20 protein-coding genes and 1 pseudogene are annotated in these 23,350 nt (G+C 65.4%); 5 read left to right on the plus strand and 16 right to left on the minus strand.

Annotated features, from left to right (window positions below):
- The first annotated feature begins 4 nt into the window (after window positions 1-4).
- Window positions 5-628: an L-threonylcarbamoyladenylate synthase gene (locus ABEA30_RS10470; RefSeq protein WP_345582561.1), complete on the plus strand. Its 624-nt coding sequence runs from the start codon at window positions 5-7 to the stop codon at window positions 626-628.
- Window positions 629-631: 3 nt separating this feature from the next.
- Here the strand turns inward: ABEA30_RS10470 and ABEA30_RS10475 are convergent, their stop codons facing one another.
- A complete protein-coding gene (locus tag ABEA30_RS10475) occupies window positions 632-3,493 on the minus strand; it encodes a putative mucin/carbohydrate-binding domain-containing protein (RefSeq protein ID WP_345582563.1) in 2,862 nt (953 codons plus the stop codon).
- A gap of 93 nt (window positions 3,494-3,586) precedes the next feature.
- Window positions 3,587-4,282 carry a DUF937 domain-containing protein gene (locus tag ABEA30_RS10480; protein WP_345582565.1) on the minus strand — a complete coding sequence of 232 codons (696 nt, stop codon included), beginning with the start codon at window positions 4,280-4,282 and terminating at the stop codon, window positions 3,587-3,589.
- Window positions 4,283-5,066: 784 nt separating this feature from the next.
- On the opposite strand from ABEA30_RS10480, the pseudogene ABEA30_RS15955 reads away from it, so the two are divergent.
- Both ABEA30_RS15955 and ABEA30_RS10490 read left to right on the plus strand, forming a co-directional pair.
- Window positions 5,067-5,204, plus strand: a pseudogene (locus ABEA30_RS15955) (toxin HicA); the annotation flags it as partial.
- Complete coding sequence (locus tag ABEA30_RS10490; protein WP_345582569.1) at window positions 5,204-5,575, plus strand: type II toxin-antitoxin system HicB family antitoxin; 372 nt, start codon at window positions 5,204-5,206, stop codon at window positions 5,573-5,575. The pseudogene ABEA30_RS15955 and the gene ABEA30_RS10490, both read left to right, overlap by 1 nt.
- 608 nt (window positions 5,576-6,183) lie before the next feature.
- Here the strand turns inward: ABEA30_RS10490 and ABEA30_RS10495 are convergent.
- Window positions 6,184-7,626 (minus strand): hypothetical protein, encoded by a 1,443-nt coding sequence (locus tag ABEA30_RS10495; RefSeq protein ID WP_345582571.1) that lies wholly within the window; start codon window positions 7,624-7,626, stop codon window positions 6,184-6,186.
- 145 nt (window positions 7,627-7,771) lie between these two features.
- Between ABEA30_RS10495 and ABEA30_RS10500 the strand changes: the two genes are divergently transcribed.
- Window positions 7,772-7,936, plus strand: coding sequence for a hypothetical protein (locus ABEA30_RS10500; RefSeq protein WP_169836084.1), 165 nt, complete (start codon window positions 7,772-7,774; stop codon window positions 7,934-7,936).
- Here the strand turns inward: ABEA30_RS10500 and ABEA30_RS10505 are convergent.
- The 9 genes from ABEA30_RS10505 to ABEA30_RS10545 all read right to left on the minus strand — a co-directional run bounded on the left by ABEA30_RS10505 (window position 7,933) and on the right by ABEA30_RS10545 (window position 17,588).
- Window positions 7,933-8,124 carry a hypothetical protein gene (locus ABEA30_RS10505; RefSeq protein WP_312722383.1) on the minus strand — a complete coding sequence of 64 codons (192 nt, stop codon included), beginning with the start codon at window positions 8,122-8,124 and terminating at the stop codon, window positions 7,933-7,935. The genes ABEA30_RS10500 and ABEA30_RS10505 overlap by 4 nt on opposite strands.
- A 63-nt stretch (window positions 8,125-8,187) precedes the next feature.
- Window positions 8,188-8,679, minus strand: coding sequence for a hypothetical protein (locus ABEA30_RS10510; protein WP_345582580.1), 492 nt, complete (start codon window positions 8,677-8,679; stop codon window positions 8,188-8,190).
- The gene (locus ABEA30_RS10515) at window positions 8,676-9,122 is read right to left on the minus strand and encodes an HIT family protein (protein WP_345582582.1); all 447 of its coding nucleotides are present in this window, start codon (window positions 9,120-9,122) and stop codon (window positions 8,676-8,678) included. The genes ABEA30_RS10510 and ABEA30_RS10515 overlap by 4 nt, the downstream gene beginning before the upstream one ends.
- 2 nt (window positions 9,123-9,124) lie before the next feature.
- Window positions 9,125-9,613: a TIR domain-containing protein gene (locus tag ABEA30_RS10520; RefSeq protein WP_345582584.1), complete on the minus strand. Its 489-nt coding sequence runs from the start codon at window positions 9,611-9,613 to the stop codon at window positions 9,125-9,127.
- A gap of 52 nt (window positions 9,614-9,665) precedes the next feature.
- On the minus strand, window positions 9,666-12,917 hold the full coding sequence (locus tag ABEA30_RS10525) for a type I restriction endonuclease subunit R (protein ID WP_345582586.1): 3,252 nt from the start codon (window positions 12,915-12,917) through the stop codon (window positions 9,666-9,668).
- Complete coding sequence (locus ABEA30_RS10530; RefSeq protein ID WP_345582588.1) at window positions 12,914-13,819, minus strand: restriction endonuclease subunit S; 906 nt, start codon at window positions 13,817-13,819, stop codon at window positions 12,914-12,916. Before ABEA30_RS10530 ends, ABEA30_RS10525 begins: the two co-directional genes overlap by 4 nt.
- A gap of 356 nt (window positions 13,820-14,175) precedes the next feature.
- Window positions 14,176-16,248 (minus strand): type I restriction-modification system subunit M, encoded by a 2,073-nt coding sequence (locus ABEA30_RS10535; protein WP_345582590.1) that lies wholly within the window; start codon window positions 16,246-16,248, stop codon window positions 14,176-14,178.
- A gap of 17 nt (window positions 16,249-16,265) precedes the next feature.
- Window positions 16,266-17,342: a hypothetical protein gene (locus ABEA30_RS10540; RefSeq protein ID WP_345582592.1), complete on the minus strand. Its 1,077-nt coding sequence runs from the start codon at window positions 17,340-17,342 to the stop codon at window positions 16,266-16,268.
- Window positions 17,343-17,384: 42 nt separating this feature from the next.
- Window positions 17,385-17,588, minus strand: a complete 204-nt coding sequence (locus tag ABEA30_RS10545) for a hypothetical protein (RefSeq protein WP_312721216.1) — start codon at window positions 17,586-17,588, stop codon at window positions 17,385-17,387.
- 277 nt (window positions 17,589-17,865) lie between these two features.
- On the opposite strand from ABEA30_RS10545, the gene ABEA30_RS10550 reads away from it, so the two are divergent.
- Window positions 17,866-18,657: a hypothetical protein gene (locus tag ABEA30_RS10550; protein WP_345582595.1), complete on the plus strand. Its 792-nt coding sequence runs from the start codon at window positions 17,866-17,868 to the stop codon at window positions 18,655-18,657.
- On the opposite strand, the gene ABEA30_RS10555 is transcribed toward ABEA30_RS10550, so the two are convergent.
- The 4 genes from ABEA30_RS10555 to ABEA30_RS10570 are packed head-to-tail and all read right to left on the minus strand — an operon-like array spanning window position 18,601 to window position 23,266.
- Entirely contained in the window at window positions 18,601-19,473 is an 873-nt protein-coding gene (locus tag ABEA30_RS10555) for a hypothetical protein (RefSeq protein ID WP_345582597.1), read from the minus strand. The genes ABEA30_RS10550 and ABEA30_RS10555 overlap by 57 nt on opposite strands.
- Window positions 19,474-20,526 carry a TniB family NTP-binding protein gene (locus ABEA30_RS10560; protein WP_345582599.1) on the minus strand — a complete coding sequence of 351 codons (1,053 nt, stop codon included), beginning with the start codon at window positions 20,524-20,526 and terminating at the stop codon, window positions 19,474-19,476.
- 8 nt (window positions 20,527-20,534) lie between these two features.
- Window positions 20,535-22,601: a Mu transposase C-terminal domain-containing protein gene (locus tag ABEA30_RS10565; RefSeq protein WP_312721201.1), complete on the minus strand. Its 2,067-nt coding sequence runs from the start codon at window positions 22,599-22,601 to the stop codon at window positions 20,535-20,537.
- Entirely contained in the window at window positions 22,598-23,266 is a 669-nt protein-coding gene (locus ABEA30_RS10570; protein WP_345582601.1) for a TnsA-like heteromeric transposase endonuclease subunit, read from the minus strand. The genes ABEA30_RS10565 and ABEA30_RS10570 overlap by 4 nt, the downstream gene beginning before the upstream one ends.
- Between the last annotated feature and the right edge of the window lie 84 nt (window positions 23,267-23,350).

The raw sequence follows: 23,350 nt of genomic DNA on the forward strand, positions 1-23,350 counted from the left end.
ATCAATGGCTCAGTACTTCGATGTGCATCCAGACAACCCGCAGCCACGCGCACTTGCTCAGGCGGCCCGGATCCTCGCCGACGGCGGCCTGATCGTCTATCCCACGGACTCCTGCTTCGCCCTTGGCTGTGCCCTCGGGAACGCAGAGGCCATCGAGCGCATCAGGCGCATCCGCGACCTGGACGACAAGCATCACTTCACCCTCGTCGTGGACGAGTTCGCCAAGCTCGGCGAGTACGTACAGATGGACAACCGCGTCTTCCGTGCCGTGAAGTCGGCCACGCCCGGGCCCTACACGTTCATCCTGCAGGCCACCCGCGAGGTGCCGAAGATGATGATGCACCCGAAGAAGAAGACGGTGGGCGTGCGGATCCCGGACCATCGCACCACGCTCGACCTGTTGGCCACCTACGGGGCACCGCTGCTGTCGTCGACCCTCCTCCTGCCGGGGCACGAGGAGGCGCAGACCGACGGGTGGGCCATCAAGGAACTCCTCGACCACCAGGTCGACGCAGTCATCGACTCAGGCGATTGCGGCATCGAGCCCACCACCGTGATCGACATGACCGGCGACGCGCCGGAGGTGGCCCGGGTCGGGGCCGGAGACCCGGCGCCGTTCGAGGAGTAGGGCTCAGCGCAACGACGGACCCCCGAACAGGACGATGTTGTTGAACACCCACTGGTTGGACTGGCTGAAGGAGTAGCCGCCCGCGGGTTCGGCGGTGGCCGCGTACACCGTCGTGAGGGTGTAGCTGCGGCACGCACCCCTACCCGTCTGCGGTGTGTGGCATTCGGTGCGCCACTGCCGCCCGCCGGACGTGAAGCCGTCCATGTCGTGGGCCGCCAACGGGTTGCCGCGCCAAGCGTCCTCGGTCATGTAGGGCAGGTAGGTGAGGTTGTTGAAGGCCCAGCCCTGCGTCCGGACGAACTGGCCGTCCTCGAGGCCGACCACCGTGGCCCAGATGTCGGTGCGGCAGCGCACCGTGCGCGAGTAGGGCTCACACGAGGTCTGCCAGGTGCGGCCGTTGACGTGGTGCACTCCCGCCTTGGTGTACGGCGCCGTCGGGACGAACTTCGGTGCGGTTGGTGTCGGCGTCGGGGTGGGCGTGGGGGTGGGGGTGGGCGTCGGCGTCGGTGAGGCGGAGGGCGACGGCTCGGGCGACGGCGGCGGGCTGCTGGGGAGGGGGTCGCCAGCCGGTGTCAGCGCGGCGTCCAGAAGATCCCCGAACCGCGTGAGCAGTGTTTCCCGCTCGTCCGCTGGCAGGAGTTCGACGGCGGCCCGGGCCGCGGCCGCCCTGGGGGCGAGCCATCCGCCGGGGTGGTCGGCCGCATCTGCTGCCACGGCTTCGAGGACGGCGGTGGTCTCGGCGATGAGCGCGTGCGCAGGCGTGGCGGTGTCGCCCTCCCTGGCAAGGCCGAAGGGCGTGACCACGTAGGTGGTGGTGCGGCCGAGGGGTGCCAGGTCGGCGCGAGGGCCGCCGGTGGTGGGCGAGACCGGGCGCAATCGGCTCGCCGCCTCCTGGTGCGTGATCGTCAGTTTCGTCCCGACCGGTGCTGGCACGACGGTCTCGATCGGACCGGCGGATTTCCCGTCGCCGAGGAAGGAGCGTTGCAGGGAGACCTGCCCGTCTGGGTCCGTGACGCGCACGTCGGCGTAGCCGTCGGGGTGCGACGACGCCGGGAAGTACGGGTGGGGGCGGGAGGTCATCGGATCGGTCAGCGTCACCCGGGCCCCGCTCCGGTCGTAGGAGACCTGTGCGAAGAGACCGTCTGCCAGCCCGAGGAGGCGCAGCTCCACGTCGCCGACCGCGGTGAAGTCGGCGTCCGAGGCATAGGCGACGGTGGAGTCGGCCGGTGTCGCGGTGCCGGCGAGGAGCCAATCCGAGGCGGGGACGAAACCGGTGCTGCGGGACTGGGGGTAACGCACCGTGTAGGTGCCGATCGGCAGGTCGGTGAAGGTGGCGACGCCGTCGATGAAGGGGGCGGTGGCCACCTGCTGCGGCCCGTCGTGCAGCGACACGTGTCTGCCCTCGACGGCGTCGGGTGCGCCCTCCGCGCGGATTCGGGCAGTGGTGGTGGGACCGAGTTGGCGCAGCTGCTCGGTCGTGGCCAGGTCACCGGCGCTGGACAGCCCCAGGGCGGAGGCGGCGGAGGTGGCCTCAGCCTCGGGCAGCAGGTCGCGCAGTGGCATCGCCATGGTGAGCGGAGCCAGGTCGAGGAGCCGACCTGCAGCGTCCGGGCTGAGTGCCGCGGAGTGGCTCTCCAGCCATGGGATGAGGTTCACCCCGTTGGGTGCCCCCCAGTGGAGGGCGACGAGATCGGCGCGGCGGATGGTGCTCGGCTGCGCCCCTTCGACGTGGAGGTCCCGCAGGTGCCGGTTGAACTGGCGTAGGCCCTCGGTACCCGTCAGGTCGGTGATCCGGGCGAAGACGTCCAGTCGGGCGCGGTGGTCGATCCGGTTGAAGTCGAGTACCCCGCCGGCCTGTCGTCGCTGTTGGTCGAACGAAGCCTGGGCCCCGGCCTTGTCCTCACCGTGGAGCCAACCGCGGCTGACGGACATGACCCGTGATTCGTACGCGTGGGCATAGATGTTGTTCCAGACCTCACCCAGTTGGAGGTCTCCCACCGTCACGGCCGAGGTCATGAAGCCGTCGTAGCCGTGCCCGATCTCGTGCAGGATCAACCACTGGTCGTTGCCGAGGATGTAGGGGAGGGAGGTGGCGCCGTTGAGGCCCAGGAAGTTGCCGCCCGCGTAGTACGCAGCGCCGACACCGGTGCGGTCCGGGCGGACGAAGTAGCGATGGGCAAGGGGTCGGTGACGGGGGGCCGGGTCGTCGGCGCTCAGGCTGAGCCAGTGGTCGTAGGTGTCGATCACGTCGCGATAGAAGCCGATCACCTCGTCCAGGTCGGCGAAGCGACCGCCCTGCATGGTCCTGACCGTCTCCTTGTCCGCCCGTGGCACCAGGATGGACACGCTCTGGTCGACGATCACGGCGAACGGGGAGGCGCTCTGGTCCCAGCGGGTCATGAACCGGGCGTGCCCATCGCCGAGGCGGTACTCGGGCATCGTGTAGTGCGTGCCGCTCGCGACACGGAACTCGACCTCGGGCGCGCTGGTCCACACCCGCGCGTCCTTGAGCCGGAAGAAGAGGCCGGAGTCTGCTGCGGCGTCGACCCGGACCCAGGCACCGCTGGCCGGCACGTCGACGGAACGGTCCGTCTGACTGGCATCGGTGAGCAGTTGCAGTTGGACGCTGCCCACCCCGTTGGCCACCCGCGCCTCCACCACTGCGCCGGTGGCCACGGCGATGCCCGCGGACTCCCTCGCCATGCCCGTACCGCGACCGGTACCCACGTCGAGCACCACCGTGTTGCCCGTCGGCAGCACCTCGAGCGTCCGGGAGAGGACTCCTGTGGCCGGGTGCGCCGGTGATGGCGTGCCCAGGAGTGCCAGGGCCAGGAGGAGGGTGGTGAGGGCGCGTCCGAATCGCATGCAGGCTCCGAGAGATCGACTGCCGCGATGCTACTGAGGCCTGGCGTCCCGACGCACTGCTTGGACCGGTCTTGGGCAACCGGGGTCGTCAGTTCAGCGGCGGCCGCCTCCCAGCAGGCCACCGAGGATCTGGCCGAGCACGCCGCCCCCGAGCCCGCCGCCGCTCGGCTGGTTGGTCTGCTGGGTCTGGGGGAGCGGGTTCTCGTTGTCGTCCGGGAACGGCATGGTGGGGGCGCCTGGCCGGTTGGACGGCTCGGGGGCCCGGAACTGCGGGTTGGTCTGCTCGGTCGACGGCGGGGCCGCCGGCTCGTCGCGGTTGCCGCCGAGCACCTGGCCGAGGATGTCGCCCAGCCCGCCGCCGGAGCGCTGCCCGGCGTCGCCCTGCCGCTCGTCGCGGCCCATGAGCTTGCCGGCCAGCCATGACATGACGATGGGTGCGAGGATCGGGATGAGTTTCTGGATCAGGCCGCTGCCGCCGCCGACGCCGCCCAGCTGGTTGATCACGGCCTGTTCGTTTCGGCCGAAGATGTGGTGGCTGATCTTGGCCCCGTCGGCCGTGTCGACACTGGCGAGGTCGACGCCGCCACGCAGGAGTCCGGGGTCGTGGTCCTGCAACGCGCGGGCCAGGGAGGCCTCGCCGGCCGGGTCCTGGGCGTTGGCGCCCATCCCCATCAGCAGGGCGGGCAGTGCGTTGCGGACGGCGTTCTCGACCTCGGAGCGGGGCTCTCCGACCTGATGGGCGATCTGGTCCATCGGGAGTTCCTCGATGATCTCTTCGTAGTTGAACATGAGCGTGCTCCTTCTCTGTTCGGCACCCACGGGTGCAGATGCACCACGCTACCCAAGGGAGGCGGGCAGCCACGGGGAAAGTGGCGAAGCTGGGGCGCGCTGACTCCCGCTCGTCGAGTACGACGGTCCGGAGCGGCGTGGGCGCCACCTGGACAGCTGGGCTCCTCGTCCCAGCCGTCCGGTGGAGGACAAGTGGCTGATCGTGGCAGATGAGCCGCAGGACATCGACGGCGTGGCCGAGGCCATGCTCGGCCGCTGAGACACGGGCCGGGCAAACCGTCGCTGGAACGGTCAAGTACGTACCTGTGCGTATTGGCACGTTCAAGTTTTCCCTGAAGGCTGGTGCCACCAGCGCCTGAGCGGGCGTCTTGGGGGAAAGGGAAGACATGTCCAAGCTGAACCGGCGCATCGGCCTCACGGCCGTCGCCGTGTCGGGAATCATGGCCGTCACTGCAGTGACCGCCAGCGCACACCACTGCTACAAGGCGGAGTGGGAGGGGGCCGCCTACGCCGCGATGAAAAGCGGCCCCGCTATCAGGGCAACACAGGTGTGGGTTGCCAATGATGTCGTACGGCTTGTTGGTCTACGACGCCGATGGGCGTGCTCGTCGGCGCCGACGGTCACCGTTAGGTCCAGCCTGTTGTCTAATGGTACTACAGGCGGTACCATGATGATGTGGCGTCGGTAGACAGGATCGTGGCTGCGATGCGTAAGAACCCGCGGAATGTGCGCTACGACGATCTCCATAGGGTCTGCGAACACTACTTCGGACCTGCTCGACGATCGGGTGGCTCACATGCAGTGTTCAAGACTCCTTGGCCGGGGGACCCACGCGTGAACATTCAGAACAGCGAAGGGCGGGCCAAGCCTTACCAAGTGCGGCAAGTCCTCGCTGCAATCGACAAGAAGGAGGAGAAGTGATGTCCTCGATCCAGCACGTTGACGCGTCCCGGTACACCTACCGGGTGACGTGGTCGGCAGAAGACGGGGAGTTCGTGGCAACCTGCGCGGAGTTCCCGTCGCTGACGTGGCTCGCCGACTCGCAGGCTTCCGCCTTGCAGGGTCTGGTGGATCTGGTCGCTGAGTCCGTGGCCGACCTGGAAGACGCAGGGGAAATCGTTCCTAGGCCGCTTTCGGAGCGGGCGTACTCCGGAAAGTTCAATCTTCGGGTAGGCGAAAGCCTGCACCGCACACTTTCCATGGAAGCCGCCGCCGAGCATCTGAGTCTCAACCAGTACGTGGTGCGCCGACTCACCAGCACCTCATGCACGATCACACCGCAGGCTGTCTGATCCCATCAAAACTGGTCAACACGTCTATGTAAGTGGCCAGAGTTGGCGATGCGAACTGGCACTCTGAGATCACGTGAAATCTGGCCAGTCCGTAGTGGTCACGGATGCCAACTCCCACAGCAGATGTCCCCGTTGTTGCGGAGCAGGAGGACGTGGACCTCAGCACCCGCTAGCGGCGTCCGTGTTGCAGCGAAGAGAGCGCGATAGCGCGGTTCGTCGGGAAGGACGAGGAGTGACTCCCGACGGGGCTGGGCCTCGCGGAGCATCAGCGCAGCGAGCACGCCCTTGGCGTACCAGTTCCGCACTTGCCCGCTGGGGCTGCTGCGCTTGGTCTCGCCCGCTCGCGCAGGGTCTTCGTAGGCGGTGGAGGGGTATCCCTTGACCTCGGCCCCAAGGGAGCGATCCTGTTTGTGCGCCAGAACGTCGATCCCAGGGGCCTTGATTGCCGTGTTGGTGAGCGACTCGATCTGCCACCCGTGATGCAGAAGCACGTCCGCGAAAACCTCTTGGACGGCTCCCTCCCATGGCCATTGCTTCACTGCCACGACGTTACCGCCCAAGCGGCCCGTAATCGCTCGACTGCGCGTCGTTCGGTAAACGCCATGCTCCTAAGCCTTCGACGCAGACTTCTTGGGGCGTGCGTCCACGAACACCGGCACAAGCCGCGTGTTGCCCTGGTCGGTGATGGCTTCGCAGGTGCTCTTGACGAGTCCCAACCGCTCCTCCTCGAAGTCTCTGTCCCGGTAGCCGATGCAGAGATAGATGCCGAAGGGTGCCTTCTCTCCCTTCAGGTAGATGGGGAGTTGGGTCTCGGCCCCATGGGCGAACTGAGTGCTGGAGATGTGCTTGACCTCGATCAGCCCTCGCATCTGCCAACCGCGTGCGAACTTGAAGTCGACGGGGCCACGCCCGCAGTCTGCCTCGCGGGAGATGTCGATGTCACGGGCACGGCAGTGCTCGATCCACGTGGAGCGGGCGATGACCTGGGCGATGTTCTCGGGCCGGTGCTTGGTGATGCCGTCGTCCCACAGCGCCCGCCACAGGCCGTTGTCTTCGACGGCCCCTTTGAAGGTCTCCGCCAGCCCTCGGAGCCAGGGCTCGAACTCCTCCTGGGTCTCTGGCGCGACAGGAGGTGTACTGGCGTGGGCGATCTCCTTGCCCGCCTCTTCCCAGCGGACGAGTCCCTTGGGGTCACCATCCACGTCATAGGGTGCGATCTCGCTCGTGGATTCGTCCACGTAGTCCTCCAGTAGGTGGAGGGCGCGGTGGGCTAACTCGCGACCCCTTCGAGCCTTCTCGCGCCGGTCCAGCGAGTCGGCCAGGTCGTAGTTGAGGTCGAACCTGAGGGTCTCGTTCTCGTTCTTCTCGGCCCACGACCAGAAGCCATCGGGAGTGACGCGAGGAATCTCCTTCAGGAACCTCTGAGGCGTCAGCAGCACTCCGCCCCTGAAGACGGGGCTCACCGGAAGGTCAACCGTGGAGGACTGCCAGCGGCATCCCTGCCGGGTCCAGGAGGCGTTCGGGAGGCTCAGCGATTGCATGGGAATGCCGAGTGCTTCGCAGACCTGCTGGGTGTAGGTGAGGAAGCGCTGCTTCAGGATGTTGCACACCATGTCGCTGATGCGGTCCACCCCGAGGCCGTTCACGATCACGGCCATCATCCCGAGGAGCCGGTCGTCCGAGCCTCGACCACGCTCCCTGAAGAACTCCAGTTCCTCGCACATCTCCCGTGCGAGGTCTGGGCCGATGCCCGCGCCCACTGGGTGGCCCATGGAGAGCCCAAGGGCGAACTCCTTGGGCTCGGGGAACTGGAGGAACCTCTCTGCCTTCTTCCAGTGCATCGACTCGCGCTGGCCGTCAGCCTTCTTCAGCAGGTCCAGGACAGCGTCGAAGAAGTCGATGATCTCGTCGTGCCCGGCGCTCCAGAAGGGGTCGGGGTCATCGAAGAGGAGGAAGGGGTCCACGTAGAGCGGGCTGTCCATCTCGACGTTGAGATCGAACCAGTCGGCGTCTCCTGGCCGCTCGACCTCGTGTTGCTCTGTGAACCGCATGATCCATTGTCCCCGGAGGATGGTGGTCTGCTCGGGCTCGACGCGCCGACCTCACGGTTAGGCCAGCAGCCGTAGGGGACTGCCTCAATCCCGGAATCCTTGAAGCGGCTGGGATTGTCCTTCCTCCTGGCTACAGTCCAGGCGCATGAAGAGAGACACCAGTCAGCAGACCCTCATCACCGCTGTCTTCGAGGCGAGCAATGCCGCCCTCGACCGGCTCACCCACCTCGTGCCCGACATCGACCGAGATCGGTGTGAGTACGCGCTTGCGACTCTGCTTCTCGAAGAGGCTTGGGTCGTGGGTCGCTAGTTCCGGGGAGTCGCTCCGCCGTCCGCGAAACCGGGGTAAGTCTTGATGTCCCGCTCAGGCTCCGGGAGGCCCTTGCGACGGCGCTCGGCGTCGACGCGACGGTCCTCGCGCTCCTCGGCTTCAAACTGCTCTCCGAGGGCCTCCAGGTCGGCCTGGAGGGCGTCGTCGGGGGTGTGGTGCTGGGTCATGACGGTCCCTCTCGGATCGACCTTGGATGACTTGGTGCTGCCGAGGGTACGCACACAGATGTTCTACCGGACGATGCAGGCGATCACGACACCCAAGAGCGCGACGGGGACGTAGAACACGCCGACCGACCATGAGAGCCACACGTTCGGCCCGGGCAGCAGTCGGTTGATCCATCGCGGCGTGCCAGCGGGCCAATCCCCCTTCTCCTTCGTCGGTACCTCGGATGGCAGGTCGTCTGGCTGGAGCGAGAAGGTCGCGATGTTGTACCGCCCAGAGGCAACAGCCTTGTAGAGGCTCCGGAACCGCTTCTCCTGACGCAGGTAGTTGGCGTCGAGGTACGCGAAGAGCAGCGTGGCTCCAAGGCCAAGGAGAGCCACGGAGTCCGCCTTCTGAGTGAGGGCGTAGCCGTACGCGGCGGTCACTACTGGCAGGAGCCACGCCTTAGCGTTGGAGGACGCAGCGGACATGCGCGTGACGATGGCCTGGATGAAGTCGAGGTGCTTGCGCCTGTCTTCAGGGTCGGGCGGTGGAGAGGTCGTGCTTTCGTCGGTCATGGGCGGGTAATCCTTCGACAGGCGTCCCGCAGTCGCCCCTGCATACGGTCCTTGTCGGTTTCGCTGTAGTCGGTCTCCTCCGGCCAGATCGGTCCCATCGCATCGCCCTCCCAACGTGGCACGAGGTGCACGTGGAGGTGAAAGACGGTCTGGGTGGCAGCCTCACCGTTGGACTGGATGATGTTCAGCCCCTCGGGCTCGACAGCCTCCCGGACTGCCCCGGCAAGGCGGACCGTAGCCCGGGCGAGGTGACTCGCGGTCTCCTCAGAGAGCGACCACACGTCTGGGACGTGCTCACGTGGCACTACCATCGTGTGGCCCAGGACGGCAGGCTCGGTCGGGAAAAAGGCTACGACGTGCTCGTCCCTGTAGACCTCGCGTGCGTCTGGATCGTCGCGTTGGACGATCTCGCAGAAGGGGCAGTCTTGCTGGAGCGGAGGCATGCTCAACCCTGCCCCGGCCTCGCCTGCTCGACGTAGTAGCCCATATACCTCTCCAAGTTCCTGAAGGTCTCCGATCCGTTCGCTCCAGTCGGATCGAAGGTGTTGAGGTACTGGCCCATAACGCCGAGTTTGTCGTCTCGCATCTCCCAGAAGGGGTCCTGGCCCTTGTGGTCAGTGCCGGTTCGGGGGTCGGCAAGCCCGTGGATATGGACGCCGACCAGAGGAAGGTGGTTGTTCCAGGCGTAGGCGATCTCGTACTTCACCCAATCCCGGGTAGAGGTCTGGGCACCGATGAGCACGACAACTGCGTCTACCCCCGACATCTTGTCTGCGATCCAGTCCTTGATGGCCTGTTTGCCCCGACCCTTCACGGACTCCCAGTCTTGGGGTTCCAACAGAGGCTGCCCTTGGATCGCCCAGATGTTGCGCACCTGCTGGACGCGCATGACGTCACGGTCGTAGTGAAACGAGTAGAAGACTGACTTGGCCATAGTTGGCCCCCTTTCCGCGAGCCTCGGGCCTCTCCCGTGCTCTCGCCAATGCCTACCAGACAGGTCCGACAAAGTTAGGGTCCTGACGCCCGGCCACAGAGCCCCCGTGGCCAGCAACCGCTCGACCTTGGTTCTCCGGCGTCAACTCGACCTCGACGTTCTCCGGGAACTGGTAGTCAACGGTGGCCAGGTACTCGCGGAAACCGAGCATGGCGAGCAGGTTCGAGAAGGTGGTCATGTTCTGGCCCCTCAGCAGGGCCGCGATGATCTCCTCGCTCTTCTCCCGCCTGTCGATGAACTTGCTGAGGACCTCGTTTACGACCGTCCCGTCCGCGTTGAAGTCGGCATCCGAGTTGGCCTTCGCCTTCGCCACCAGACGCTCGTCCCTCTTGGCGTCTCGGAGCACGCTCTCGATCTCAGGCACTACGTCGTCGGCGCTGAGGCCGCTGTCTGCGAACAGGCTGTTGATGGCGTCGATGATCTCCGACCAGTGGGCAGTATCGCGCTCCCGCGCCTCGGCAGTGCCCATCTCGGCCAAGGGCGTCAGCGGCGTCGCTTCCCCCTTGCTGAGGTTCAGCGACTGGGTGCCCGTCTTCTCGACCCGGTACTTGGCCAGCGCGACGCTGCCGATCTCCACGATGATGCTCTCGTTCTCCTCGCGCAGGCGCTTCGCCAAGAGGCGGTAGTAGATCGAACGGCTCTCCATCTCCAGGTCGTAGGGGATGATCTGGGACAGGAAGTCGTACGCCTTGGTGTAGTTCGAGAGATTCGACCGGAAGGCTTCGAGGCGCAGGCGTGCCTCCTCGTCGTCGGCATCGCGGGCTTCGCGCATGAGGTTGGAGAAGCGTTCCGTGCCGGGGTCCACAGCACCCACGACGGCACTGTGGGTCGCCTCCGGGTCTGTTACAGCATGGGCAGCCTGCTCGATCTCTGCATGGGTGTAGATGCGGTCCAGCCCCTCGGCATCGAGTTGCATGGCCAGGCGATTGGGCAGGTCGGGATCGGTGCGCGCTTCGATCTGAGCGCCCTCGTAGTAGGGCAGGAAGGCTTTCAGGATGTCCTCGCCCTTGTTCACGAAGTCGAGGACGTACACCTTGTCCTTGCCCGCCCATGTCCGGTTCAGGCGGGAGAGCGTCTGGACAGCCATCACTCCGTCGAGGCGCTTGTCCACGTACATGGCGCAGAGCAGCGGCTGGTCGAAGCCGACCTGGTACTTGTTGGCCACGATCATCACCTGGTAGGCGGGACCGTTGAGCACCTCATCGAGGGGCTTGCCCTTGGTGCCTGTGTTCACGCTGGCCTCGGTGTACTCGCCCTCGTGCAGCAGATCGTCCGGGGCGATGTCGGTGTCCTCCCCGGAGACGATCACCTTGCCGGAGAACGCCACGAGGGCGTGTACGTCGTCGTAGCCGTGCTTGGCGGTGTAACGCTCGATGGCCTTGTAGTAGCGCAGCGCGTGCTTGCGCGAAGAGGTGACGATCATGGCCTTGGCCGTACCGCCCAGTAGGTGCGCGATGGTCTCGCGGAAGTGCCGGACGATGATGTCGACCTTCTGGGAGATGTTGTGCTCATGCAGCATCACCCAGCGCTGTGCGGCCTTGCGCGCGGCCTCCTTGTCGACCGAGGGGATGTCCTCATCGCGAGCCTTCAGCCCCAGTTCGTAGGCGACTTCGTACTCGGTGTAGTTCTGGAGCACATCGAGGATGAATCCTTCTTCGATGGCCTGCCGCATCGTGTAGCGGTGGAACGGTTTGGGACGGGGCTCGCCGTTCTCGTCCAGGTCGTCCGGGTCGGGGGTGCCAAAGAGTTCGAGGGTCTTCGCCTTCGGAGTCGCGGTGAAGGCGAGGTAGGAGAGGTTGGGTGTCTCGGCGCGCTGGGGCAGTTCCGCCGCCAGCAGACTCTGGGCGTCCACCTCGCCCCCATCCTCCACGTCCGCCTGCTCGCTCGGGCTGAGGACCGTCTTCAACTTCGCCGCCGCTGTGCCGGTTTGGGACGAGTGCGCCTCATCCGCGATCACGGCGTAGTGCCCACCTGACTTCTCGGCCTGAAGCCGGAGGTACTTCAACGCGAAGGGAGCCGTCTGGATCGTCACGACGATGATCGGCGTCTTCAGGCGAAGAGCCTCACCGAGTTCCTCCGACTTTGAGGCTCCGGTGCCGTCGATCCGCACCATCTGCGCCCCGTTGGGGTCCAACTGGCGCATCGCAGCCGACATCTGCTTGTCAAGGACGTTGCGGTCGGTGACGACGATCACCGAGTCGTAGACCTTCTTGTTGTCGCGGTGCAGGGCGGCGAGGCGGAAGGCAGTCCACACGATGGTGTCAGTCTTGCCTGAGCCCGCCGAGTGCTCGATGAGGTAGCGCTCGCCCACGCCTCGCTCGGAGACTGCCTCCATGACTTTCTCCACGGCGTCCCACTGGTGATAGCGGGGGAAGCGCAGCGAGGTGGACTTCTCGACCTTGCCCGTGACCGGGTTTGGCTTTTCGTCGGTGCGGATGACGAGGTACTTGGTGAGGATCATCAGGAACGCATCGCGGTCGAGGACGTTGCGCCAGAAGTATTCGGTGCGGGCTCCGTTCGGGTTGAGGGGGTTGCCCATGCCGGTGCCGTTGCCCTGGTTGAACGGCAGGAAGGTCGTCTTCGGGCCGTCCAACTTGGTCGTCATCGAGACCTCGTTGTCGGTGACCACGAAGTGCACCAGCGCCCGCTTACCCCACACCAGCAGCACGTCCTTGCCGTCTGCTCCGGGGTTGCGGTCGTTCTTGTACTGCACCTGACCGCGTACGACCGACTGGGTGAACTCGGTCTTCAACTCGATGGTGGCCACCGGGACGCCGTTGCAGAACAGCACCAGGTCGATGGCCTTCTGCGGGTTGGTGGTCGAGTAGTGCACCTGTCTAACGACACGCAGGATGTTCGACTCGTAGTCACGCACCGTGGTCGCGTTCATCGTTTCGGTGGGCTTTGGCTGCACCATCTTGAACCGAGCCGAAACCCTGCGGAAGCCCTTGCGCAGAACCGTCAGCGCACCCCCGCCCCCAGACACGTTGCTGAGGCTGTCCGCCAGGGCATCAAGGATGCCCTCACGAGCCTTGGCCTGGGCTGCCGTGTCCATCGTCGGCTTGATGATCTTGGCCAACTCATCCGGCTGCGTTGCCTCCAGCCACGCGAACACATCCTCGGGGAACAGCGCTCGCTGCTTGTCGTAGCGCGCGGCAGACCCCTCCTCGTGCACCCACCCCTGCTCCACCAACATGGCCACGGCTTCTTCCTCCATGGCCAGTTCCTTGTACGCCTCGCTCACGATGCGTCCTCCAGACGTTCGATGCCGGTGTGGGGGTCGATCCTGCCCGTGACAGCGGCGGTGATGAGGGCTTCTCGGCGCTCACGGAGGAGGGCGGCGATCCGCTCGGCCTCGTTGCTCATTTCTTCCATTACCTTCGTTCGGCTGCGAATCGCCTTGACTGCCTCTCGCTGTTCGTCCGGCGAAGGTAGGGCCATAGGTAGATTTAGCAAGCAGGCAAGCGTGATGTTCTGCATCGAATGACTCGCGCCCGTGGCCTGCAACTCGATCTGCTCTCGGTAGGCAGGAGTTGCCAAGAGGTTCGCTACGAACTCCGGTGAGTTCTCGCCTAAGGCGAAGGCATACAACTTGTCGGAAAGTTGCAGGTGCTCGAACCGTCCGCGAACTACGGCTGCGCTCCCAACCAAGTTGCGCGTATTCGCGCGCGAAACCAGTAGTTCACCTTCACGTACAACGTGTTGCGGCGACGGGATGCTCTCAGGCGGCAGGGCCTTGTTCTCACGCGGGTTGAAAACACCGCCGTTTACGCAGCCCACCTTAAGTACGGCCCAGTCTTCATCGTCCAAGACAGGAAATGATTCGCATTGTGGGCTTGAGCCCTGCCGGACGGAACTCACTACGTGCTTGAATCGCTGGCGAGAAACGGGGCGAGCCGCATCCAGCGTCGTGCTGATCACGGCTGAACGGCGCTCAGCAAGACCGCTCACCAGACCTTCTTGTGCTTCGATCATGGCGTCTATCTGTGCAGTCTCACGGTCGAGGAAGTCTGCGATGGCCTGCTGCTCGCCCGGGGGCGGTTCGGGTAGGTCGAGACGCGCGAAGCCGTCGTACTTGATGGACTGACCGTCTCTTAGTTGGTCGGTGGTTGAACCGAGTGCCCCCACGTAGATGGCCGACTTCATTAGGTACTGGTAGAACCGTGGCACAAGAAGGCGTCGAGGGGCTAGGACTGTGTAAGCCATGCTGACTTTCCCACGGAGTTCAGACCGCTCGATTCCACCTTGAAATGATCGGAGGTGAATGATGAAGTCGTCCGGCTCAACATGACGCATCCGGTCCGAGCCAGTCAGATTCAGGACGACTGATGACCCAGAGACCTCCATGTACGCCTCCTGAGTCAGGACGCCGTACTTCTGGGACGGCGTGAGATGAACGTCGTCATCGTGGCTCGGCTCGGTTCGGTTCCCGAACAGAGACTTCGCGGGCGACACGGCCCACCTTGGTGGCAGTTGTGGCAGCCAGAATCCTCTCGTGAGGGTCACGCCGTAACCTCCGCGAAGAGAGCCTGAACTCGTGCGATGGCTACCTGCACATCGGCGTCGATCTCTGCGAGCGGACGGGGCGGGACGTACTTGTAGAAGACACGGGTGAAGGGAATCTCGTAGCCGATCTTGGTCTTGGAATCGTCCACCCACGCCTCCGAGGCCCAGGGGAGGACTGCGCGCTCGACGTAGGCGTCCACGTCCTCGGTGAGGGGCACGTTCTCGGTGTCACGAAGCGAGGGGTCTGGTTCAGGGTTGCCCTTCCGGTCCGTCACGAGTTCGCCCTCAGGGTCTGACCCCGCGAACACCGAGGCGACGGCGCGACGGTTGGCCGGGGTGAGGCCGATCTCCTGAGTGGCCAGTGCGGGACCGAATGCCTTGTCGAACTCGGTCTTCGACTTCCACGTGGTCTGTCCGTCAAGTGACTCCAGCGCGGCCCGGAGCCGCTGGCGGGTGTCGTCGTCCAACTTCTTGATTGCCGTGAGTCCAAGCGCTTGGTCGATCTTGTCCTGGTCGACGGAGAAGACCTGTCGCAGCGGTTGCTCGACCGTGATGGTGCGGTAGCCGAAGTCCTCCGTGGCCATCACTCGGGAGAGTTCAGGGTCGGCGTCTTCGTATGCCCCGTAGAGGTTCGAGATGGTGTCGATGTTTGCCTCGGACAACATGCGCCGCTTGCTGCCGATGGACTTGCGCATCTTGACCCATTGGGCAGTGCCGTCGATCAACTGCACCTTGCCCTGGCGCTCGATGGGCTTGTCGTTGTCGAGAATCCAGATGTAGGTGGCGATGCCCGTGTTGTAGAAGAGGTCGGTGGGTAGGCCGATGATGGCGTCCACGAGGTCGTTCTCCAGCAGGTAGCGGCGAATCTCTGAGGGACCGGACCCTGCGTCGCCAGTGAACAGCGGGGAGCCGTTGAGGACGATGGCACCGCGTCCGCCGCCCTGAGAGGCGGGCCGCATCTTGGAGACCAGGTGCTGGAGGAACAGCATCGCCCCGTCGTTGACGCTCGGGACGCCAGCGGCGAACCGCCCGTCCTCGCCGTCCCGCTCGCGCTCCTCCAGAACCGCCTTCTGCTGCACCTTCCACTCCTGTCCGAAGGGAGGGTTGGCGAGGCAGTAGGAGAAGGTCTTATCGGCGTGGCCGTCGTCCAGCAGCGTGTCCCCGAAGTAGATGTTCGAGGAGTCCTGATTCTTGATGATGAGGTCGGCCTTGGCCATGGCGAAGGACTGCCGGTTGAACTCCTGCCCGAACAGACTCAGCGTGGCCTGTCCGTTGTGATCCCTCATCCACGTGTGGGCCTCCGACAGCATGCCGCCCGTGCCACAGGTGGGGTCGTAGACCTGCCGGATGAGGTGCGGGTCGGATAGGTCCTCGCTGTCCGGCGCGAAGAGCAGCGAGACCATCAGCCGGATGACCTCACGCGGGGTGAAGTAGTCACCAGCGAGGTCCTTGCTCGACTCCATGAAGCGGCGGATCAGTTCCTCGAACACGTCGCCCATCTCGGCATTGCTCACCCGGTCAGGGTGGACATCGAGGGCTGCGAACTTGGCCACGATGCCGTCCAGCCGGTTCCGCTCGTCCAGGTCGCTGATGATCTTCGGCATGTCGAAGCGTTCGAAGACCTCGCGCACCTCGTCGTTGAAGCCCTCCACGTAGTTGAGGAGGTTCGCTGCCTTGTTGGCTGGGTCGCCCAGATTGGCGAGACTGAAGGGCGAGGTGTTGTAGAACGAGTGACCGGAGGCCCGTCGCAGCATCTCGTGGCGCATCAGGCTGGGGGACTTCTCGTACCGCTCAGAGGCTTCGAGCACAGCCTCCTTGGTGTCGGCCAGCACTGAGTCGAACCGCGCCAGCACCGTGAAGGGCAGGATGACTGTGCCGAACTCCTTGTGCCGATACGGCCCTCGCAGCATGTCTGCAATGCTCCAGATGAAGTTTGCGTCTGGCTTGATCAACGTGCGGCTCGCCTTCTGTACGAATGATTGTCTCGATGCTATGAGAACTGGCGAGGGCCGACAGCCAGACGCGCGGGTCCGGTGAGTAAGCGACCCACCCAACTCCTCCACCCTCACTGGCCCACCACCGTTCTCTAAGCAGCGTTCTCCCGCTCACGTCGGACTTCCTCGCCCAGCGCGAACGACTGGCGCAGCAGGTCTAGCGGCTGGTGCAAGACCAGCCGTGCGGGAGAGGCCAGTTGTGTCCGAATCAACCGTGAGGCGATCTCGTCCAGCACATCGGCGTTCCGCAGTTCCCGATCACCAGCCCAGAGCCCCACACCAGCGAGCACTCTCGGCATGTCCCAGCCCTTGGCCATAAGCGTCCCGACCCCTCGCTCGATCTCCCGGCGTTTGGCGCGCTTGCGCACCTCCGCCTGTCCATGCGTCGTCAGGGCCTGCGAGAGCAGTTCCACCACGTCGCCAGCGGTCGTGAGGGAGTCCCAGTCCACGCTCTCCAGGGCGGCGGCATCAGCGGCATCGCCGCGAGGAGGGGGGGTCAGTTGGTCGTCTTCATCCAGGGAGGTGCTCTTCCAGGAGGTCTCCTTACTAGGGCGGTTCCCCGGAACCGGCACCTTGCCAACTCCCGGTTCCCCAGAACCGCCACTTTCAGACTCCCGGTTCCGGGGAACCGGCACTTCGTCGTAACTAGGGGAAACTCCCGGTTCCCAGGAACCGGCACTTTGCGAGAAGGTGCCGTTGGTCCAGACCCGGAAGGGCCCCGACTCGTCGTGTGTGAGGGCGTGACTGGTCGCCCTCGGGATGCACTGCATGCTGGAGGGCTTGCCGTTGCCGGGGTGCTGCACGGAGGCCACCGCTACGTAGCCCGCCTCACGGAGTGCCTTCACGGCCTTGCGCACGCCCTCTGCCGAGGCGGTCTGCACGACACCATCTCGGGATTCCCAGACGATCTGCTCGGCCAACTGCTGGTAGGTGAGTGTCTTGGTCTCCCCGCGCTCCCAGGTCTCCGTGATCGCCCAGAGGAGAGAGCCGACCTGCTTCGCCAGCGGGGGCAGTCGGGGGTCACGCATCAGCGCGATGATCTGTGCCCGGGTGCTCACGAGCCGGTTCACGGCCTCTGAGTGCCCGGGCCGCGACACGCTCCCCGGCGGCTTATCAGCCTGGTCAGACCCAGGTGCTATCGTCATCAGTGTCCTCCTAACGGACTTCACGAAGCGCCCTCCGCCGCCAAGCAAGGGGGCGCTTCGTCCTTGTTACTGGGCCTTCGCCCTCGCTGCCTCTTCGCGTCGCTGCTGCTTCTCCCAGCGCGCTACGCCGTCCTCGATCAGGGTCTCGATCTGCGACGAGATCGAACGACGCTCGGCACCGGCCATCTCGGTGAGCCGGTTGTAGATGTCCGGCTCCATGGCGACGGTTCTCTTGATCTTGTCCACGAACGCGGAACGGCTCCGAGCCATTCGTCCACCTCCTAAGTCGTGTGAGAAGTAGTTTCCTTCGCTCATAGCCAGTCCTATTCGCCCTTCGCGGCATTTCTCTCGGGGTGGAGACCCTGCTATTCAGCCGTTGGTACGCCGAAGAACCTCAGTGACGAGCACGGAGCGTGCGTCTCGGGATTCTTTCGACGCTTGGGCGCGTCGCGGACGTCCATGACCAGCCAGGGGAGGTGTGGCCAGCCCCTAGACTGCGGAGCAGAGAGACCGACACACCCAGCCCGGAAGGCCGGCAACCCAACTCATGCCCACGCCCACCGCATCAGCCCCGTGGCGCATCTTCCTGCTCATCGACCCGAGCACCAGGCCGACCAACCACCCACTGGGCACGATCTTCTACGTGGGCCTTCGAGATGAACTCCCGCAGCCGGTCGACCTTCGCGAGGCGACGGAGCCACAGGCCCTCCCAGCAGAAGAGACGCCTGCCCGCGAACGGCTGGAGCGCCTCAACAGCGAAGGTATCCGCGTCCTCGTGGAGGTCATCCCGGAGCAGTGGCAGGAGTCGGCCCGGCCACCCGGACTCCCACGGGTCGTCGGAACGCTGTGCGCCACGCTGCACCCTGCCCCGCTCAACGTTCGGCATGCTGGCGTCCGCTGGCCGGGAGCGCTCGCCCAGAAGGTCGAGAGCGCCCGTGAGGTGCCCGTTCCGGACGGCGGGGTAATCATCCGCAGGCACCAGGGGAGTGTGCCCGTGGCGACGCTCCCGCTGCTTGACCCCGACCATCTGTTCGAGCAGCAGGTCGAGTTCGTGGAGGGGCGGAACTCGCCCCGGGAGGTGTCCAACCGACTCGCGGACGGTGGACCGTTGCCGCTCTTCCTCGTGGCCGAGGGCCGGACGGAGCGAGGCGTTCTGCCCTCGAACTTCGTCCTGGGTGCGTGGATGATCGAGCGCATCGAGCCCGTGGACGAGGAGCGCCTGCGCTGGCGCGTCGTGAGGGCCGATGATGGCGAGACTGAGGGTGCTCTCCGCCGCCGCTACCTACATCATCTGGTCGACGCTGGAGACCCTGCCGTCCTGCGCCTGCGCAAGGCGTGAGTAGCGCAATACGTTCCAACGGTCGCTGGGCTCATGTCCGAGCCAGCGCGCGTCCCTAAGCACGTCCTGAAGGTCGAGCACCATGTCCCAGATGCGCGCCAGCGCGCGCCACGACTCGGCGTCCGGGGAATCAGGCAGGATCGCGCTGACCTCGCGCTCGACCATCGCCCGCTTCCACCGCGACGGAGCCTCGCTCAGCACGCTGTCGAGGAAGGACGTGCGCGTCAGCAGTCGCGTGATCTTCACGGTTTCGGGGTAGACCAGCAGGCCAGGGGAGGGGTGTCGGACGCGCTCAGCCCGCTCCTCCAGTGTGGCCTTCGAGAGACCAACCGTTGCGCATTCTTCTGCGAGAAGCAGGAGCGGGGAGTCCACGACGATCCCGCGCCCTCTCAGCGTACCTCGCCAATGACGCTCGGCTACGAGGGCAGCCCCAAACCCAGCGAGGTCAACCTGCTGGTCGCCCCGCGTCCATCGCTTGTGCTTCAGGCAGACCCAGCCGACCCACGGGAGGCGTCCAGTGCCTTCTTCCGGGCGTGGCACGCAACGAGAACACAGGGGGCGTTCGATGACCCAGTTCCCATGGACGGCTTGGGGTTCGGTGAAGGCTCGCTCATGCAGCCCACCAAGCGCGCGCCACGCAGCGAGGCGCTCGGGGTGCCGCTTTCCCTTCGACCGTGGGAACTGGTCGGTCTCTCGGAGGGCCTGCTCGATCTCGTCGGTTCGCAGGCCGTTGTTGCGAGCGTGGCGACCGGCGTAGGAGTTCACCACCTCGCCGCCGAGAAGCCGGGTGGGAATCGGTAGGGGCTCGATCCTCACCTACGCGGACGCCTCCTTGCGGGGCCGTTCGGCCTTCGCACGCTCCTTGCGTTCCCGGGCAAGATCAGCGCGGTAGTCCGGGAGGATCGGCTCCAGAGCGGCACGGTCCAAGTGTTCGCGACCGTCGATGATTGCGGCTATCTGAGCCTTGCGCAGAAGTGTGCGCAGCGACCCGATCACCCCTCCGGTCACGGCATGGAGCCAGGCGGCCTCATCCATGAGCGCGCCGACCTCGTGCTCAGCCAGCGGGAACTCACGCTCGAAGAGCGCGATGACCTTCTCCCACTCCTTCCGATGCGCCGCCGATCCGATGGAATAGGGCTGCATCTGGATCATCGTCGTCCGACCCTGCATCTGGGCACCCATCGCTCCGCCGAGGAAGTCGCTCTGTGGGAGATCGACCCCGACGTACAGGAAAGTTGCCGGGACGCGCTCGGAGAAGGACTTCAAGGCTGACGCAGCCTCCATGCCCGCCTGTGCCCGGGTCTTCAGGTGCTGCACCTCATCGAGGATGACCATGGTCGTTCCGAGTTCACGGAGGGTGTCGACAACTTGGTCCATCACCTGGTCGGTCGTGGAACGAGCCCGCAGGGGGAGGCCCAAGGTGGAGGCGAAGCGCATCATCAGGCCCTTGGGGGAAGTCTGGGGAGGTGCGCTCACGTAGAGGACTGGGGCGAATGCTTGGTCGTCCTCACGGGAGTGCTTGGCGCGCTCGTGGTCCTCATGGGTGCGTCCGAGATACATCGCGGCGGTGGACTTGCCGAGTGTCTGACTACCTGAGACGGCCAGCGCTTGGCGGGCAGTGAACTGAGCGCCCCGGTTCAGACCTGTGACGATCTTGGACTCCCGGATCAGGCGCTCCAAGTCCGGAGTCGGAAGGACGATGGGGGTGTTGACGAACTCGATGCGGGCGTCGTCGTATCGCTCTCGCAGCAACGGCGTCAGGGAGTCCCGCTCCTTGACGCTGAGCGGGTCAGGTCGCTCGGCGCGATAGGCGACGAAGGTGCGCCACGTGCTGAGGGAATCAGGGGTCCAGGCGGTCTGGGTCGTCATGGGGTTCCTCACAGCAGTCGGTCGGGTAGATCGGGTAGTGCGCGTGCTCTCTTCTCAGGCATGCGCGAAGGCTTCGGTGTCGGTACCTCAACCGGCTCGGTCTCTTCAGGGACAGCAAGGTCCGGCACCGTGGGGGTTGATCTGCGTCGAGCCGCTGAGCGCTCCTTCCCGGTCACATCCAGACCACTCTGGATACGGATGATCTCCTCCAGGACCTTGTGCTGCGGCGTGGTCTCGTCCCTGCGCGCCACAGCCTTGCGTGCGGCCTCCAGGACTGCGCTGGAGAACGGCGCGAGGGCCTTGTCGTCCAAGAGCCAGTGCGCTTCGATCCAGCGCCCCGCCCGATGGTCCCGGAGGAAGATCATATTCATCCGTGCAGGGTCGTAACGGACCTCCCAGCCGTCCTTGGCCCGTCCCCCCAGACCCGACTTCTGGCCGCGCAGCGGGTGCAGTTCGGGGGCGTCGTAGATGAGCCCGGAGTGGTTGATGCCGTAGGGCTGGATGGAGCGGAAGTCGATGGGCAGGAGGCTGATGTAGTCGTCCCGGGTGAGGGCGACCGCAGGCGTCGGGGCGATGCCTGAGAGCGCCGCGTACGCCTCGTTCGGAGACAGCGCCTTCTTCGGCATGGCGGGGACCGTCAGCCCCTTCCGAGGGGTGGTCTGCCAGTGCTGCACCAGCCAGGAGTCGAGGATGCTCTGCAACTGGGAGAGAGTCCAGTACGCCTCGGCGCTCGGGTCCTCACCACGGCGGTTCACGCTGCGGCCCACGTACCCACGCAGGTACTGGATCAAGCCATCGTGCACCGCGCCGAACTGCCTCTCCACGTGCGGCTTGGCCGTGGGGGTGCCCGGGGGTGCGGGGATAACGCTGATCTGGAGCCGCTCGCACGCCAGTTGGAAGACCGAGCCCGTGTAGACCTTGCCCCGGTCGATGGTGATGGTCTCGGGGTAGATGAGGGGCCGGGCAGCGATGGCGGCTCGCAGCGTCTCGTCCGGCTCGATCATGTCGGCGGGCAGCACTGAACGCGAGAGGGCAAGTTCCTCGTTCCAACCCGGCTGCATGGGCAAGGGCGTCAGCGAACGGGCCAGCACAAGGGCGGCAACGTCGATGCCCTTGGTGGATTCAGGGAAGAGAATCGCGGCGGTGGGGGTTGCTGTCGCCACGTCGATCATCGTCGTGAGTTCGGGTCGGCCCGTGGTCCCGTCCGGGAAGACCACCATCAGGTCCAACTTGGTCGAGTCGATCTCCACCAGTTCTCCCGGGCGCAGTGGTGTCCTTCGACCGTAGGTGCGGTCGGGGCGGTTGGCCTGCGTGCGGCGGAGAGTGGCGTCCCCGAACGAGTGGCGGGTCCCTACTTGGGCATCCACGAGCCGGTACATCGTGGTCCGCGACGGCAACTCGATGGGTTCCTGGTCGCGGGCGAGGCCGTTCGCTTCTGCCTCCTTCTGGGCCGCGTTGAACGCCTCGGCCCGTGTCAGGACCCGGGTGATCACCCGGGTCTTCCTCCCTGTGCTGATGTCCTGCTGCGCCGAAAGTTCCTCCCGGATCATTTCGACCAGTCGCGGGTCTTGGTCACGTCCCGGAGCGGCCCTTCTGACCTTGCGGCCATCAACGAGCGCCACGACCCCACGCTTGCGATAGGCGCTCACGTGGCGTCGCAGCGCCCGGGCCGACAACGGACGATCCGTGGAGGACAACTCCTCGGCCTTGGCAGCGATCTTCTCCAGCAACGGGGCTTCGGGGGCATACTGCGCCCTGGGCGTGATCTCCTCGCCGTTCAACAGAGCCAGGGGAGGGGTGCCGTTGACGATCTCGTGGACGTGGCCGTACAGCCAGAGCGTGTCCTCGCGCGTCTGGCCGTCCAGCGTCTCCAGCACGGCCACGTCGTCCAAGACCGGAAGCCGGTCCGGGCTGTCCGGTTCATAGGAGTCATCGGCAAGGAGGTCGGCCACGCCGACATGACGGACCCGGTTGGTCGTCAGGGACTTCAGCGCCAGCCGGGCACCGTCCTGAGCGATGACTTGATAGGAGTCGCCGTCGTAGGCGATGTAGTCGAAGAGGCGGACTGACTTCATGCGGCCACCGCCGTCGCCACAGCCACGAGGGAGGACAGGTCGAGAGGGCCATCGAGATCGACGGCCAAGACGCCGTGCCAGAGCAGGTGAAGGACGTTGCCGTGGACAACGGGCCGAGGCCGTCCGGTAGCGCGCACAGCGCGACGGACACCTGCCTCCAGGGAGGTCCCGGGGGTGAACGCATCCATGAGCGCGGCCACGTTCTCGGCACCAGGGGAGTAGCGGTCCTGACGGAACCCGCACAGGAAGGTGATGTTGCTCAGGCGAGGCTCGGGCAGTCCGGTGAAGACCTCGTACTTCCAACCCACCTGCTCACACACCTCCCGTGTCATCGCGAACTGCTGAGCATTGGCCTCAACCCTGTCTGGGTGCTTCACGTCAACCACGAGGCCGTCGCCGTTGCCGAGACGGCAGAAGTAGTCGGGGACATGGCCGCGATGCCCCTTGGTGCCCTTGGGCCACTTCAGAACGAACGGCTGCCACGAGAAGGCGAGGATCGACAAATCGAAGTCAGCCACCATGACGTACTCGCGCTCTAGGAAGGATTCGTGGTGCACGAACCCTCTGGTGGTCGCGGCCCAGTAGTCGCCCTCGTAGACGTTCTTGCCCTTCCACGACGGCACCGAGCGTGCGGGCGGCTCGTGGACACAACTATAGTAACCCATCTTTGGTGGGAGAGTGGCCTGGTTTGGTGGGATCAGACACAGGCGCCGCTGCCGGGGAGTGGTTCAGGGTCGGCATCGTGACAT

It is taken from the genome of Tessaracoccus lubricantis (assembly GCF_039544535.1).
Classification (GTDB): domain Bacteria; phylum Actinomycetota; class Actinomycetes; order Propionibacteriales; family Propionibacteriaceae; genus Arachnia; species Arachnia lubricantis.

Coding starts and splice junctions, on each gene's coding strand:
- ABEA30_RS10545 (WP_312721216.1), bottom strand. CDS start 17,588: ATGGCTCGGAGCCGTTCCGCGTTCGTGGACAAGATCAAGAGAACCGTC.
- ABEA30_RS10530 (WP_345582588.1), bottom strand. CDS start 13,819: ATGAAGTCGGCCATCTACGTGGGGGCACTCGGTTCAACCACCGACCAA.
- ABEA30_RS10500 (WP_169836084.1), top strand. CDS start 7,772: ATGAAGAGAGACACCAGTCAGCAGACCCTCATCACCGCTGTCTTCGAG.
- ABEA30_RS10520 (WP_345582584.1), bottom strand. CDS start 9,613: ATGGCCAAGTCAGTCTTCTACTCGTTTCACTACGACCGTGACGTCATG.
- ABEA30_RS10560 (WP_345582599.1), bottom strand. CDS start 20,526: ATGACGACCCAGACCGCCTGGACCCCTGATTCCCTCAGCACGTGGCGC.
- ABEA30_RS10515 (WP_345582582.1), bottom strand. CDS start 9,122: ATGCCTCCGCTCCAGCAAGACTGCCCCTTCTGCGAGATCGTCCAACGC.
- ABEA30_RS10550 (WP_345582595.1), top strand. CDS start 17,866: ATGCCCACGCCCACCGCATCAGCCCCGTGGCGCATCTTCCTGCTCATC.
- ABEA30_RS10490 (WP_345582569.1), top strand. CDS start 5,204: ATGTCCTCGATCCAGCACGTTGACGCGTCCCGGTACACCTACCGGGTG.
- ABEA30_RS10505 (WP_312722383.1), bottom strand. CDS start 8,124: ATGACCCAGCACCACACCCCCGACGACGCCCTCCAGGCCGACCTGGAG.
- ABEA30_RS10475 (WP_345582563.1), bottom strand. CDS start 3,493: ATGCGATTCGGACGCGCCCTCACCACCCTCCTCCTGGCCCTGGCACTC.
- ABEA30_RS10480 (WP_345582565.1), bottom strand. CDS start 4,282: ATGTTCAACTACGAAGAGATCATCGAGGAACTCCCGATGGACCAGATC.
- ABEA30_RS10565 (WP_312721201.1), bottom strand. CDS start 22,601: ATGAAGTCAGTCCGCCTCTTCGACTACATCGCCTACGACGGCGACTCC.
- ABEA30_RS10510 (WP_345582580.1), bottom strand. CDS start 8,679: ATGACCGACGAAAGCACGACCTCTCCACCGCCCGACCCTGAAGACAGG.
- ABEA30_RS10570 (WP_345582601.1), bottom strand. CDS start 23,266: ATGGGTTACTATAGTTGTGTCCACGAGCCGCCCGCACGCTCGGTGCCG.
- ABEA30_RS10470 (WP_345582561.1), top strand. CDS start 5: ATGGCTCAGTACTTCGATGTGCATCCAGACAACCCGCAGCCACGCGCA.
- ABEA30_RS10495 (WP_345582571.1), bottom strand. CDS start 7,626: ATGCGGTTCACAGAGCAACACGAGGTCGAGCGGCCAGGAGACGCCGAC.